This is a genomic window from Blastococcus tunisiensis (assembly GCF_900112815.1).
Taxonomy (GTDB): domain Bacteria; phylum Actinomycetota; class Actinomycetes; order Mycobacteriales; family Geodermatophilaceae; genus Blastococcus_B; species Blastococcus_B tunisiensis.
Window position 1 is genome coordinate 130,705 of sequence record NZ_FOND01000015.1, and the last position, 13,486, is coordinate 144,190.

Consider the following 13,486-nt stretch of genomic DNA (forward strand, 5'->3'; position numbering starts at 1 on the left):
GTGCACACCCGGCCCTCTACGCTGCCGCGAGAGAACATCCAGGCACACGAGCAGGAGGATCCATGGCCGGCCGTCCCGATCTCGCCCCGGCGGACACCCCCGTCGTCATCCTGTGCGGCGGGATGGGCACCCGGCTGCGCGAAGCCAGCGAGCAGTTGCCGAAGCCGCTCGTGGACATCGGCGGCCGTCCCATCCTGTGGCACATCATGAAGACCTACAGCCACTTCGGGTTCCGCCGGTTCGTCCTGTGCCTCGGCTACAAGGGCGACATGATCAAGGACTACTTCCTCGACCACCGGGCCCGCTGGAACGACTTCACCCTGCGGCTGCGGGGGGACCACGAGCTGCAGTACCACACCGCGGTCGAGGACGAGGACTGGGAGATCACCTTCGCCGAAACCGGTCTGACCACCGCCACCGGCGCCCGGATCGCCCGGGTCGCGCAGTACCTGGACGCCCCGCGGTTCGCCCTCACCTACGGTGACGGCATCGGGGCGGTCGACATCCCGGCGGCACTCAAGGCCCACGTCGCCTCCGAGAAGCTCGGCACGCTGACCGGCGTCCACCCGGCCGGCCGGTACGGCGAGATGGCACTCGCCGGGGACGACGTCACGCAGTTCAACGAGAAGCAGTCGCAGACCGGCTACATCAACGGCGGCTTCTTCTTCTTCGAGCGCGAGTTCATCGACCGGTACCTCGACCCGCACCTGACCGAGCAGATGCTGGAGCACGCCCCCCTGCAGCGCCTCGCCCGCGACGGCGAGCTCGGGGTGTACCGGCACGAGGGCTTCTGGATGGGCATGGACACCTTCCGCGACTGGAAGGAGCTCAACAGCATGTGGGACGACGGACGGGCCGACTGGAAGGTCTGGGAGGACTGACCTAGCCGCCCGCCCAGCCCAGCGTCACCGCAGGGCTGGCGAAGGCCTCCGCGTAGTCGGAGCGGCACTCCATCCCGCGCAGCCGGGCGAGAGCGGTGAACGTGTCCTCGCGGAACCAGTCGTGCCCGCGCTGGGACGCGTAGTGCTCGTGCAGCAGGGCGTACTTGCGCCGGACCAGCTCGGGAGTCAGTGGCCAGTAGGTCTGGGGCCGCGTCGCGCCCAGGTCGCCGTCGTACTTCGGGATCTCGTAGTGCAGCACCAGGTGGTCGCGGAACGCCGTCCGGACCAGTTCGCCCAGCAGTCGGTGGTCCTGGTGGGCGTCGGCGGGGGAGGGGGCGAGGACCACGTCGGGCGTGCTGCCGGCGGCGAACTCCTGCAGCAGGTCCTTGACGGCGCTCCAGTGGCCGGGCATGCGCCCGTCGGGCAGCCCGCCGAACCGGACGGCTGGGACCGCCGGCGCGCAGAACGCGGCGAGGGCGGCCCTAGCCTCCACCTCCCGGTCCGGGGTGGAGGAGGCGACCAGGACGTCGACCCGTTCGAGCGCACCGCGCCCGGCCAGGTCCAGCAGCAGCCCGCCGCACCCGATCTCCACGTCGTCGCAGTGCGCGCCCAGCAGTGCCAGCCGCAGCGGGCGTCCCGGTCCGAGAGGGAGGCGTAGCACCGGTCAGCCCACCTCCGCCGGCCGGCCCGAGGCGGCTTCGGCCCACAGTGCCCACGGCCGGTGGCCGTGGCGCGCCATGGCGTCGAGCTCGCTGCGCTCCTTGACCGTGTCGGCCGGCTTCCAGAACCCGGTGTAGGGGTAGGCGACGAGCCGGCGCTGCGCCGCCAGGCGGGGCAAGGCATGGGTCACCAGGTCCTCGCCCTCCCCGAGGTGGTCGAAGACCTCCGGGGTGAAGAAGAAATAGCCCCCGTTCTCCTGCACGTCCAGCGTCGTCACCGGGGTGATCGCGCGGACGAAGCAGTCGGCGTCGCTGTCGACCATGTGGAAGGCCGCCTGGGGCGGTACGGCGAGCAGGCTGCCCACCGCGCCGCTGGCCCGGAACCACTGCTCGATGTGGTCCAGCGGGGCGTCGGTGAGGACGTCCGCGTAGTTCGCGGCGAACACGTCCTCGTCGGCCACGTGGTCCCGGACCCGGCGCAGGCGCTCGCCGATCGGGGTGTCCATGCCGGTGTGCACGAAGGTGATGGTCCAGTCGGCGATGTCCGAGGAGAGCAGCTCGAGCTCCGTGCCGCCCTTCCGCAGCACGAAGTCGTTCGACCGGGTCTCGTCGTACCCCCGGAAGAAGTCGACGACGTGGTGCGCGCCGTAGCCCAGGCAGAGGACGAACTCCGTATGACCGAAGTGGGCGTAGGTGCGCATCACGTGCCACAGCAGGGGGCGGTCACCCACCATCTGCATGGGCTTCGGGACGTCGTCGACGTCGTCCCTCATGCGCATCCCGTAACCACCGCAGAACAGCACGACCTTCACGTCGCTCCCCTCGTCGCGGCCACCCCGTGCCATGCATCACGCTGCGTACGCCCTGGTGGCGATGACGCGCCTTCCGGAGGACTCTGGCGCAGATTAGCCAGTATCGTCACGCTGCGTCACCCATCTGGTGGTCAGGACAGGTAGCGTCCTGGTTGATCGGCCGCGCGGTGACGCACGGTTCACGGAGCGAGAGCAGAGACGAGGCGAACGTGCGAGTACTGGTGACGGGCACGGAGGGTTACCTGGGCTGTCTGACGGCGCAGGAGTTGATGCGGGCCGGGCACGATGTCGTAGGCGTCGACACGGGCTTCTACAAGCACGGCTGGCTCTATCCCGGACTCGACCTCACCCCGGAGACGCTGACCCTCGACATCCGCCGGCTCGAGCCGCGCCACCTCGAGGGCGTCGAGGCCGTGGTCCACATGGCCGAGCTCAGCAACGACCCGATCGGTGACCTGATCGGGGACATCACCTACGACATCAACCACCACGGCTCCGTGCGCCTGGCCGAGGCCGCGCGGACGGCGGGCGTGCGGCGATTCGTCTACATGTCCTCCTGCAGCGTCTACGGGGTCGCGGAGGGGACGGTCGACGAGTCCAGCCCGGTCGACCCGCAGACCGCGTACGCCCGGTGCAAGGCGCTCGTGGAGCGCGATGTCGGCGCCCTCGCCGGCGACGACTTCTCGCCGACGTTCCTGCGCAACGCGACCGCGTTCGGTGCCAGCCCGCGCATGCGGTTCGACATCGTGCTCAACAACCTGTCCGGCCTGGCCTGGACGGTCAACAAGATCGCGATGACGAGCGACGGGACGCCGTGGCGGCCGCTGGTGCATGCGCTGGACATCGCGAAGGCGATCCGGATGACGCTGGCCAGCCCGCGGGAGCGCGTGCACGGCGAGATCTTCAACGTGGGCAGCGAGAGCAACAACTACCGCGTCCGGGACATCGCCGAGATCGTCGCGGGGGAGTTCCCCGGCTGCCAGGTCACCTTCGGCGACCCGAGCGCCGACAACCGCAGCTACCGGGTCGCCTTCGACCGCATCCGCGAGGTGCTGCCCGGCTACGACACCGACTGGGACGCCCGGGCCGGCGCCGCGCAGCTGCGCCGCATCTTCGAGGCGATCGACATGGAGGAGTCGACGTTCACCGGCCGCGGGCACACCCGGCTCAAGCAGATCGAGTACCTGATGCGGACCAAGCAGGTCGACGCCGAGCTCTTCTGGACGGCGCCCGCGAGGTGACCCCGCAGGGGGACGACGGCGTCCGGTTCGTCCGGAGCGAACCGCCCGGCGACGAGCGCAGCCTCGTCGCCGGGTCCTCCTCCTGCGCGGAGCGCCTCGCCTCCTGAGCGGTGCGCCGGGAGGTGCGGAGGTGCCCGGGACGGCGTAGCGGTTCCTCGACCGGACGGTCAGGTCCGGGTCCAGTCCTGCCGAGGACCTGAGCGTGTGGTGGCTCTGGATCTTCGGCGGCGTCCTCGGCTGACTGGTGCTCACCGTGCCCGTCGGGCTTGTGCTGGGGAGGTGCATCGGATGGGGAGACCGAGCCGCGCCGGGCGCCGGCCGCACGCCGGCTATCGCGGGGGCGGTCGCCGGGTCCCGGACCCGGCGTCGCGCCCTTCCCCTGCCTCCGGTCGGCGTTGCTCTCGTCGCCACCGCTGTCGCCCTGCAGGTCATCGCCTACGCGCTGCGGCTGTCCGGTGCGACCGGCAGCGCCTCGCAGGCGTTCTCCCTGGACGGGCCGTTGTCGGTGCCGCGCATGTTCGTCGCAGGGCTCTTCGCCGTGGGGGCGATCGCGGCTGTCGTCGCTGCGGCGCGGATGCCCGACCGTCGCGTCTGGTGGTTCGGTGTCGCCGTCCTCGCGGCAGGGATCGCCGCAGCCAGGGTCGGCGGCATCCCGCCTGCCGACGCCCGTGGCGGTGACCCGGCGGGGGGCCGGATCGCCGTCCTGGTCGGTGTCGCGCTCGTGGTGGGAGCCGGAGTGGCACTCTGGTTCCTGAGCCGTACCGAGCGGCGTGATCGGCGCCGCGTCCTGGGCGGGCTGGTTGGGTACGCGGCCGCGTCGGTCGGTTCGTTCGCGGTCGCCGACGTCGTCCCCGCGTCCTGGGCGGCGGCGACGACCTTCATCGGGGAGAGCGGTGCAGCGCTCGCCGGCGTCGCGTTCCTGTTCGCCGTCCTCGTAGGGGCGGCGCCGCGCCTCGTGCTGCCTGCAGACTGGGTCCTGCGCCGCACGGCCGATGCCCGAACCGTCGACGTCGCGGCCGCCGCGCCGTTCGTCGGACGAGTGACGTCCGGACGCCCGGGGTCTCCGTCGATGGGCGACTGAGGCCCCGGACGAACGCGCCGGCCTCGTCCGTCCGGTCGGCGGGCCCGGTGTCCCCGTTCGCCAGGCGGAAGGCCAGACCGATGGCGAGCGCCAGGCCGGGGGCGAGCACCCCCCAGGCGAATGCGGCGATCAGCAACCACGACATGGCCACGTTCCTACGATGCGGGCCGGCGCCTCGGTGAACCGGCCGGGGACGGTGCTCGATCGAGAGTGAACGACGCTGAAATGCCCGTCATGGGACGGGTGCAAACATGCCTCGGCACCCGTGGCCGGGCCGGCGACCGCGGCGCACCCTTTCGTACCTGGTGACGGGCCGGTTCACCCACCTGCTCGGCGCAGGACCGCGCTCACCGTGCGCAGGATGATCTTCAGGTCGAGCCACAGCGACCAGTTCTCGATGTAGTAGTTGTCGAACCGGGCCCGCTCGGCGATCGAGGTGTCACCGCGAAGGCCGTGCACCTGGGCCCAGCCCGTGAGCCCCGACGGCACCCGGTGCCGCGCGTGGTAGCTGGGGTAGAGCGCCTGGAACTGGTTGACGAAGTGCGGCCGCTCCGGCCGCGGGCCGACGAGGCTCATGTCGCCGCGCAGGATGTTGTACAGCTGGGGCAGCTCGTCCAGCGACGTCGCGCGGAGGAAGCGCCCGAACCGGCTGAGCCGGTCGTCGTGCGCGATATTCCAGTGCGTGGCCGACTCGGCGTCGTCCACCGGTCGCAGGGATCGGAACTTCAGGACGTCGAAGTGCCGGCCGTCGGCGCCGACCCGCTCCTGACGGAAGAGGATCCCGGGTCCGCCGTCCAGCCGCACTCCGATGGCCAGCACGGCCAGGAGCGGCGCCAGGAACAGCAGGGTCAGCCCGGAGGCGAGGACGTCGACCAGCCGCTTCACCCGCCACGCCGGGCTGCGGTGGGTCGACCGTCGCAGTCGGACCAGCGGGAAGCCCCACGCGGACTCCATGTCGGCGTCCACCTGGTGCAGCTCGAAGAGCCGCGGGACGACGAACAACTCGCACCGGTAGCGGTCGCAGGTGCGGATGATGTGCACCATCTCCGATTCCTTCATCGAGGAGAAGGCGACCACCACGTTGCCTACCACCCCCTCGCGGAGCAGTGCGGTCAGGGACCCCGGCCCACCCAGTACGGGTAGCGATCCGCCGTCGTGGCGCAGCGGATCGGCGTCGAGGAAGCCGATCGGGTGCAGGCCGTACTCGGGGTGCGACTCCAGGATGCCCGACACCTGACGTCCGACCCGGCCGGCGCCGACGACGAGAGCCCGGTGGGCCACCAAGCCGTGGGTCCGCAGCCGGCGGACGACGGCGTACCCGAGTCCACGCAGCAGGACGGCGACGACCCCAATGGTGAGGGCACCCCAGAGGAACTGCCAGTGGATGATGTAGTTCGCCCAGATGGCCTGCGACCAGATCACCTGCCCGAGGACGGCGAGGCCGGCTGCGACCAGCCACCGCCCGGTCATGCTCGGGAGGTCGTCGAGGACCGACATGGACAGGCGGGAGCGGTGCAGCCCACCGACGGCGAACAGGCCCACGAGGACAGCTCCGAACGCCAACGTCTTGCGCAGCGGGGATTCCAGGTCCAGCTGCCGGCTGAGCACCTCCATGCCGATGGCGCCGACGGCGACCGCGAGCATGTCGAGCAGCACCAGGAACGGATGGATGCCGAACCGGGCGAGGTGCGCCCAGCGGGTGGCCAGGACCTCCGGCTCGTGAATGGTGACGGTGCGGGGCACGTCCGTCGAGATCGACGCCGGATCGTGGTCCCCGGGGGTCCTGCGGGAGCGGACGTTCGGCGCGGAGCGGTCCTCGTCCGTGCCCGGGAGTTCGGAGGGTGCCGACGGGTGCACCAGGCCGGTGACTTCGACGTACTCGAGATCGCTCATCGGAAGAGTCCTTCCAGGAACGCGTGCGTGGAGCGAGCAGCAGCAGAGGAGTCAGGCGCTCCCCGCTGAGGTCCGCGCGTACGGCGCCGGACGTGCGGAAGCGCCTGATGACGCCGGGGCGGCGTCGGATCAGGCGAGCCCGCTCAGTCGGGCTGGGCGCCCGGGTCGTTGCCGGAGCCCACGGCGGCTCCTGAGCCGGCCGGGGCGGAGTTCCACCCTGCGTTGCTCGACGCGGTGGCACGCACGAGTTCGAGGACGGCGTGCAGGGAGCCGGTGTCGTGGCCGGGACCACCGGAGCCGATGCCGGCGCTGCAGGAGCCGCCGACCGACGGCCCGGCGGGTCCGGAGGGTGGCGGAACGGGAGCGGGTGCCGGGGCCGGCGGGGGAGGCGGCGGAGCGGGGATCATCGGCTCTGTGGCAACCGCGACGACGGCCGGTGCAGGAACGGCCGTGCGTCCGCCGGCCATGCCCTGGGGAGTGCCACCGCCCACCCGGTCGACGGCCGCGGCTCCGCGAGCCTGCCCCTCGGGTCCGGTGGCGGCGCAACCGATGTCTGCCGGGTCGACCGGTGCCACTACGACCGATGCCGGGGCGACCGGCGCCGGGGCCTGCAGGGGCTCCGCCTGGACGACCGCCGGCTCGGCCGGCTGGTCGACGGGCGGAGCGGCGGTAGAGGGCTCGGGACTGGACGGAACAGGGTCGACGGCGGGGGCGGGCTCGGCGGTGGTGCCGTCGGCCGGGGGGTCGCAGACCGGCGGGTCCGCCGCGACCTGCACCTCGGGAGGGGCACCGTCGCCGGGAGCCGGCAGAACCGTGTCGGGCGCGCCGACGTCCGTCGGCACCTCGCCGGTCGGGACCCCGCAGCCCGGTGCGGCCGGCGTCGTCGACTCCGGGGGCAGCTCCTCGGTGCTGATGCCGACGGTGGGCTCGGTCTCCGGGCCGGGAAGGGTCTCCGGCACCGCGACGTCCGTCGACGATCCGTCGGGAGTGGGCTCAGGCTGAGGACCCGGCGGGGCAGGTGCCTCGGCCGCACCGCTGCCGGCGGCCTCCGCGGCCGGCGGTTCCTCGACCGGCCGGCCATCCGCGGGCGCTGATCCGGAGACGGCCGGCGGTGCGTTGGCGGCGCCCTGCGCCGGTGACGGCTCCTCCGTGTCGGGGTCGTCGGCACCCGGTGTGGTCCCGCGGGCGGGTTGTCCCGACGCGGTCTCGTGGGCCGGTCCGCGCGACGGCGGATCTCCCACAGCCGGAGCAGGGGGAGCACCGTCGGACGTGGCGACCACGGGCGGCGAGGCCGTGTCGGCGCGGGCGACGTCCTGCGCGAACGCCATCAGCAACCAGGCGACCGCGGCCAGGACGGGCACGAGCAGCACATGGGCGGATACGAGGCCACGACCCGGAAGCCGTTCACCGGCGGGACGGGAGCAGGAGAGGGCACCGGTCGGTCGGCCCCGGGCCGGGATACCGGTCGACCGGGTGGCTGTGCCACCCCGCACCACACGCATCTCCTCTGCTGGTCACGTCCAGCACCATCGATCCCCGAACACTCTCCGCGTGACGGCGGCGCATGGCAAGCCAGGCGTTCGCGGTGGCTGCCGCCGTCGCCCGAGCCGGTCCGTCCGGTTCCGGGGTCAGGCGACCGTCGGCCGCGATCCCGGCGCGGCGCGGGGCGACACCGACGACCGGGCGGCAATGGCCGCGGCCGCGATCCAGGTGCCCATTCCCAGCAGAACGGATCCAGGTGCCCATTCCCAGCAGAACGAGAGTCATGTCCACTAGCTAGCGTGCCGACACGATTACGTATTGTTGCGACACTCGTAGGCAGAAGGCGGGATTCCGGTTCATCGCACATCAGACCTCCGGGTGATGCGTCGGCGGACCGTCTTGCGCACCATGAGCAGGGGCCGGTCCGGAGGGCCCGCCGGCCGCTCCCGCAGTCGAGCGTCTGGACGGTCATGCCCCCCTCTACCCCCCGAACGCCCCAGCAGGACCGGGCAGCCGGTCACGGGCCGGCCCGGACCGGGGCGGCGCTCGCGGTTGCCCTGCTCCTCGTCGGGTGCGGTCCGGCCGTCACCGTGGCCGAGGGGGAGCGCAGAACCCCTCCGGACTGCAGCGCCCCCGCGATCACGGTGGACTCCCCGGTCGTCGGCGCGGCAATGCACCCAGGACCCTTCTTCGCTGCCGGAACCGTGGCCGGGGACGACCGCATCCTGCGCTGGACGGTGGAGGACGCCGATGGTCGCCGGGTGGCCCGCGACGAGGTGTTCAGCGGCACGGACGGACAGGCCGGTACCTACACCGTTCCACTCGACCTGGCCGAGGGTGCGTACACGCTGGTCCTCCGCCCGGCGACCGGGCCGGGCTCGTCCTCGGACTGCCCGGCCACCGCACGTTCGTCGTTCACCGTCGTCCCCGAGTCGGTCGGCCCGACGTGGCTGTCCGGAGCCTCGGGAAATGCGGTGGCCGACGGCGAGTTCGGGCCCTGGCGCGGCACCGAGGTACCCATCGCCGGCACCTGGGCCGACAGCAATCGCGGTCAGCGGGCCCTGTGGCAGCTGCAGCCCGACGGCCAGTACGGCGACTGGCCGGGCTCCCTGGAGATCGCCATCGGCGCGATTGATGCCGGCGAGACGTGGGCAGCCGCGGCGCAGGGCGCCTACGACGACCGGTGGCGGCGCTCGCTGCGTGACATGGCACGGCTCTGGGGGGACCGGCCCGGCCGGCTCTACATCCGGCTGGCGCACGAGTTCAACGGCGACTGGTACCCGTGGAGCGTCACCGGCGCCAGCCGGGAGGACTTCGTCACCGCCTGGCGCCGGTTCCGTCTCCTGCAGCTGGAGGAGTTCCCCGGCGCAGCGCTCGTCTTCGCCCCGAACTGCGAGACCCCGGGGAGCAACCAGCTGGACTGGCGCGAGGCGTTCCCAGGGCCCGAGTACGTCGACGTGATGTCGGTCAGCTACTTCAACGGCTATCCGTGGATCGACACGGCCGAGGCGTTCCAGGACGTCGCCATGCGCGTCGACCACATGGGCGCCCCGCGCGGGATCCAGCGCCACCTGGAGTTCGCCCGCAGCATCGGCCTGCCCTTCGCCGTGAGTGAGTGGAACACGGACGCGGCGTTCGGTGACTCACCCGGCTTCATGCAGCAGATGGACCAGTTCTTCCGCGCCAACGCGGGCGCCGGCCCTGGCCAGCTCCTCTACGAGATCCTGTTCAACGTGCTGCGGGAGGACAACCGGTTCGCCCTCATGCCGGAGACGCGCGCCCCGCTCGGCGCGGAGGCCTACCGGCGCCTCTGGTGAGCACCACGTCCCCGTACGGGTGAGCGGCGCTCCCGGACTGCCCGGAGCAGTCGTAGGGTGCGCCGGTGCTGCCGACGCTCGCCGACCATGCCGAGACCGCCCGCGCGGTCCTGCCCCCCGAGGTCTGGGACTACTACGCGGCCGGCTCCGGTGAGGAGACCACGCTGCAGGAGGCCGAGCGCTCCTGGGGCTCCTACCGCCTGCGCCCCCGGGTGCTCCGCGACGTCTCGGTGGTCGACCTCACCACCGAGCTGCTGGGCGTGCGCGTCGCCTCCCCGTTCGTGGTCGCCCCCATGGCCTTCCACGGGCTGGCACACGCCGACGCCGAGTGCGCCACCATCCAGGGCGCCGGCGACGCCGGCTGCCTCACCGTCGTCTCCACCCGTGCCTCCCGCACGCTGGAGGACATCGGCGGCGCGTCGACCGGCCCCTGGTGGTTCCAGGCCTACCTGATGCGCGATCGCGGGCTGACCGAAGCGCTGACCCAGCGGGCGGCCGCAGCGGGCGCCCGCGCGGTGGTGCTCACCGTGGACACCCCCTACGTCGGTCGCAAGAACAAGGTGAGCGGCGTGCGGATCGCGGTTCCCGACGACCAGTACCTGGTCAATCTGGCCCAGCACCTGCTGCCCGGTGCGGTCGGCCGCGAGTCGGCCGAGCAGGACCCGTCGATGACCCCCGACGTGATCGGCCGACTCGCCGAGATCAGCGGCCTGCCCGTTGTGGTCAAGGGCGTGCTGCGCGGTGACGAGGCGCTGCGCTGCGTCGAGGCCGGCGCCGCCGGCGTCGTCGTCTCCAACCACGGGGGCCGGCAGCTGGACCGGGCAGTGCCCGCGGCGCACGTACTGCCCGACGTCCTCGACGCCGTCGGCGGCCGGGTGCCGGTGCTGGTGGACGGCGGGATCCGCGGCGGGACGGACGCCCTCGTCGCGCTCGCCCTCGGCGCCGACGCCGTCCTCGTCGGCCGGCCGGTGCTCTGGGCGCTGGCCGCCGGCGGCGCCCCGTCGGTGCGCGTCGCGCTCGACGCGCTGGCCGACGACCTCCGGCACGTGCTCGCGGTGGCCGGGGCGACCCGACCCGCCGACCTGGACGCGACGATGGTCGTGCCGGCACCCCGCTGAGCCGGCGTCGCCTGCCGGTCACCCGTTGGAGTGGCCGGCCAGGGTCAGGTTCCGCCCTCTGGCGGATGCCCATACGCTCCGAACCGGAGTCTTCGCGCTACGCAAGGAGAGTTGCATGGTCGGCCGGCCCGATGTCGCCCCCGTCGAATACCTGATGCGCATCGAGCAGGTCGACACGCAGCTCTGCGGGAAGGCGTCGTGAAGTACACGCCGCTCGCCGTCGACGGGGTGTACCTCGTCGAGATGGAGCCGTTCTCCGACGAGCGCGGCACCTTCGCCCGGGCATTCGACACCAGCGAGTTCGAGCAGCACGGCATGCGGCCCGAGGTCGCCCAGTGCAACGTCTCGACCAACCACAAGGCCGGCACGGTGCGCGGGCTGCACCTGTCGCTGCCCGGGCACCCGGAGTCGAAGTTCATCCGGTGCACCCGCGGGGCGATCGTCGACGTCGCCGTCGACGTGCGGCCGGGTTCGCCGACGTACCTGCAGCACGTCGCCGTCGAGCTGAGCGCGGACAACCGGCATGCGCTGTACCTGCCGCCGCACCTCGCGCACGCCTACCAGTCCCTCACCGACGACACCGAGGTGCTCTACATGGTGAGCGTCTCCTACGCCCCCGGCGCAGAGGTCGGGTACCGCTACGACGACCCGGCGTTCGGCCTCAGCTGGCCGCTGCCGGTGTCGGCCATCTCGGACAAGGACGCCTCCTGGCCGGCCTTCTCCGACGAGGCGAACGCGGCGACGTTCGCGGCCAGGAGGCCCTCGTGATCGCCGTCGACACGCTGCTGCGGCAGCGGCAGACCGAGGGGCGGCCGATCGGGCTGGCCGTCGTCGGAGCCGGCTTCATGGCCACCGGGCTGATCAACCAGGTGGTCAACAGCACGCCCGGCATGCAGCTCGTGGCCGTGTGCAACCGGACGCCCGGCAAGGCGCACGCGGCGATCACCGCGGCGGGAGCCGTCCCGGTCGCGGCGGATGCGCCGGCCGACGTCGACCGGCTCGCGGCCGCCGGCGACGTCGCAGTCACCGACGACATCGATGTCGTGACGCAGGCCGGCCGGGTGGACGTGGTGGTCGACGCCACCGGTGCGGTGGCGTTCGGTGCCGAGCTCGCCCTGGCCTGCTTCGCGGCCGGCAAGCACCTCGTGCTGCTCAACGCCGAGGTCGACGCCACCCTCGGCCCGCTGCTCGTCACCAAGGCCGACGCGGCCGGGGTCGTCTACTCCGGAGCGGACGGCGACCAGCCGGCCGTGCAGATGAACCTCATCCGGTTCGTCCGTCAGATCGGGCTCCGCCCGCTCGTCGCCGGCAACATCAAGGGCCTGCAGGATCCCTACCGGAACCCCACCACCCAGGAGGGCTTCGCCAAGCGGTGGGGGCAGGACCCGTGGATGGTCACGAGTTTCGCCGACGGCACCAAGGTCAGCGTCGAGGAGGCACTGGTCGCCAACGCGGCCGGGATGACCGTGCACAGGCGGGGAATGCTGGGCCGTGACCACCGCGGGCACGTCGACGAGCTGACCGGCATGTACGACGTGGAGGAGCTCCGGGCGCTCGGTGGCTGCGTGGACTACGTCGTCGGCAGCCAGCCGGGGCCCGGGATCTACGTCCTCGGCGAGCACGACGACCCGAAGCAGCGGCACTACCTGGAGCTCTACAAGCTCGGGACCGGGCCGCTCTACAGCTTCTACACGCCCTACCACCTGTGCCACTTCGAAGTGCCCACGACGGTGGCGCGGGTGGCCCTGCTGGGCGATCCGGCGATCCGGCCGGCCGGGGCGCCTCAGGTGGACGTCGTGACGGTCGCCAAGACGGACCTGAAGGCCGGCGAGGAGCTCGACCGTCCCGGCGGTTACCACTACTACGGCGAGGCCGAGCGGGCCGACGTCACGCACCGGGACCGGCTGCTGCCGCTGGGGCTGGCCGAAGGCGCCCGGTTGCTCCGGGACGTGCGCAAGGACGAGGTGATCGGCTACGCCGACGTCGAGCTGCCCACCGGGCGGCTGATCGATCGGCTGCGCGCCGAGCAGGACGAGCTGTTCTTCGGCGCGGCCGCCGCGGGGTAGCCCGGGCTCAGCCGTTCAGGAAGCTGTCGACCATGTCCGAGAGCGGCGGCACCCCGGTGCTCGGGGCCGGCGGGGGAGGTGGCGGCAACGGCGCGGACGTCGCGGTGGACTCGTCGACGGGTGGCGGCGGCTCGGTCGGCGTCGGGTCGGCGGGCGGCGGCTCGGTCGGCGTCGGGTCGGCGGGCGGCTCGGTCGGCGTCGGGTCGGCGGGCGGCTCGGTCGGCGTCGGGTCGGCGGGCGGCTCGGTCGGCGTCGGGTCGGCGGGCGGCACCGTCGGCGTCGGGTCGACCGGCGGGAGCACCGTCGGCGTCGGGTCGGCGATCGTCGGGACGGGCCCGACGATCGGTCCCGGACCGCCGCTCTGACCGGCGGCGGTGGCGGTCGGGCTCCCCGCTGCGGGCCCGGTGGCGGCGTCCGCGGACCTGGTGGCGGCGTC

11 protein-coding genes and 1 pseudogene are annotated in these 13,486 nt (G+C 72.6%); 7 read left to right on the forward strand and 5 right to left on the reverse strand.

Annotated elements, in window-relative coordinates:
* Positions 1-62 precede the first annotated feature (62 nt).
* Positions 63-881 carry a sugar phosphate nucleotidyltransferase gene (locus BM142_RS18090; RefSeq protein WP_092201805.1) on the forward strand — a complete coding sequence of 273 codons (819 nt, stop codon included), beginning with the start codon at positions 63-65 and terminating at the stop codon, positions 879-881.
* A 1-nt stretch (position 882) separates the two neighbouring features.
* Here the strand turns inward: BM142_RS18090 and BM142_RS18095 are convergent, their stop codons facing one another.
* Positions 883-1,542, reverse strand: a complete 660-nt coding sequence (locus BM142_RS18095; RefSeq protein ID WP_092201807.1) for a PIG-L deacetylase family protein — start codon at positions 1,540-1,542, stop codon at positions 883-885.
* A gap of 3 nt (positions 1,543-1,545) precedes the next feature.
* Positions 1,546-2,385, reverse strand: a complete 840-nt coding sequence (locus tag BM142_RS18100) for a glycosyltransferase family protein (protein ID WP_254791056.1) — start codon at positions 2,383-2,385, stop codon at positions 1,546-1,548.
* Positions 2,386-2,573: 188 nt separating this feature from the next.
* On the opposite strand from BM142_RS18100, the gene BM142_RS18105 reads away from it, so the two are divergent.
* Positions 2,574-3,593 carry an NAD-dependent epimerase/dehydratase family protein gene (locus tag BM142_RS18105; RefSeq protein ID WP_254791057.1) on the forward strand — a complete coding sequence of 340 codons (1,020 nt, stop codon included), beginning with the start codon at positions 2,574-2,576 and terminating at the stop codon, positions 3,591-3,593.
* 253 nt (positions 3,594-3,846) lie between these two features.
* Positions 3,847-4,674: a hypothetical protein gene (locus BM142_RS18110; protein WP_254791058.1), complete on the forward strand. Its 828-nt coding sequence runs from the start codon at positions 3,847-3,849 to the stop codon at positions 4,672-4,674.
* A 318-nt stretch (positions 4,675-4,992) separates the two neighbouring features.
* On the opposite strand, the gene BM142_RS18115 is transcribed toward BM142_RS18110, so the two are convergent.
* Positions 4,993-6,567: a sugar transferase gene (locus BM142_RS18115; RefSeq protein ID WP_092201813.1), complete on the reverse strand. Its 1,575-nt coding sequence runs from the start codon at positions 6,565-6,567 to the stop codon at positions 4,993-4,995.
* 143 nt (positions 6,568-6,710) lie between these two features.
* Positions 6,711-7,526: a hypothetical protein gene (locus tag BM142_RS24675; protein ID WP_175527338.1), complete on the reverse strand. Its 816-nt coding sequence runs from the start codon at positions 7,524-7,526 to the stop codon at positions 6,711-6,713.
* Between the two features lie 1,227 nt (positions 7,527-8,753).
* On the opposite strand from BM142_RS24675, the gene BM142_RS18125 reads away from it, so the two are divergent.
* The 4 genes from BM142_RS18125 to BM142_RS18140 all read left to right on the forward strand — a co-directional run bounded on the left by BM142_RS18125 (position 8,754) and on the right by BM142_RS18140 (position 13,050).
* Complete coding sequence (locus BM142_RS18125) at positions 8,754-9,866, forward strand: glycosyl hydrolase (RefSeq protein WP_092201817.1); 1,113 nt, start codon at positions 8,754-8,756, stop codon at positions 9,864-9,866.
* Positions 9,867-9,931: 65 nt separating this feature from the next.
* Positions 9,932-10,984: an alpha-hydroxy acid oxidase gene (locus BM142_RS18130; protein WP_092201819.1), complete on the forward strand. Its 1,053-nt coding sequence runs from the start codon at positions 9,932-9,934 to the stop codon at positions 10,982-10,984.
* 198 nt (positions 10,985-11,182) lie between these two features.
* Positions 11,183-11,752 (forward strand): dTDP-4-dehydrorhamnose 3,5-epimerase family protein, encoded by a 570-nt coding sequence (locus BM142_RS18135; RefSeq protein ID WP_092201821.1) that lies wholly within the window; start codon positions 11,183-11,185, stop codon positions 11,750-11,752.
* Positions 11,749-13,050 (forward strand): NAD(P)H-dependent oxidoreductase, encoded by a 1,302-nt coding sequence (locus BM142_RS18140; RefSeq protein WP_175527339.1) that lies wholly within the window; start codon positions 11,749-11,751, stop codon positions 13,048-13,050. Before BM142_RS18135 ends, BM142_RS18140 begins: the two co-directional genes overlap by 4 nt.
* Before the next feature lie 7 nt (positions 13,051-13,057).
* Here the strand turns inward: BM142_RS18140 and BM142_RS24905 are convergent.
* Positions 13,058-13,486: pseudogene (locus BM142_RS24905) on the reverse strand (hypothetical protein); the annotation flags it as partial.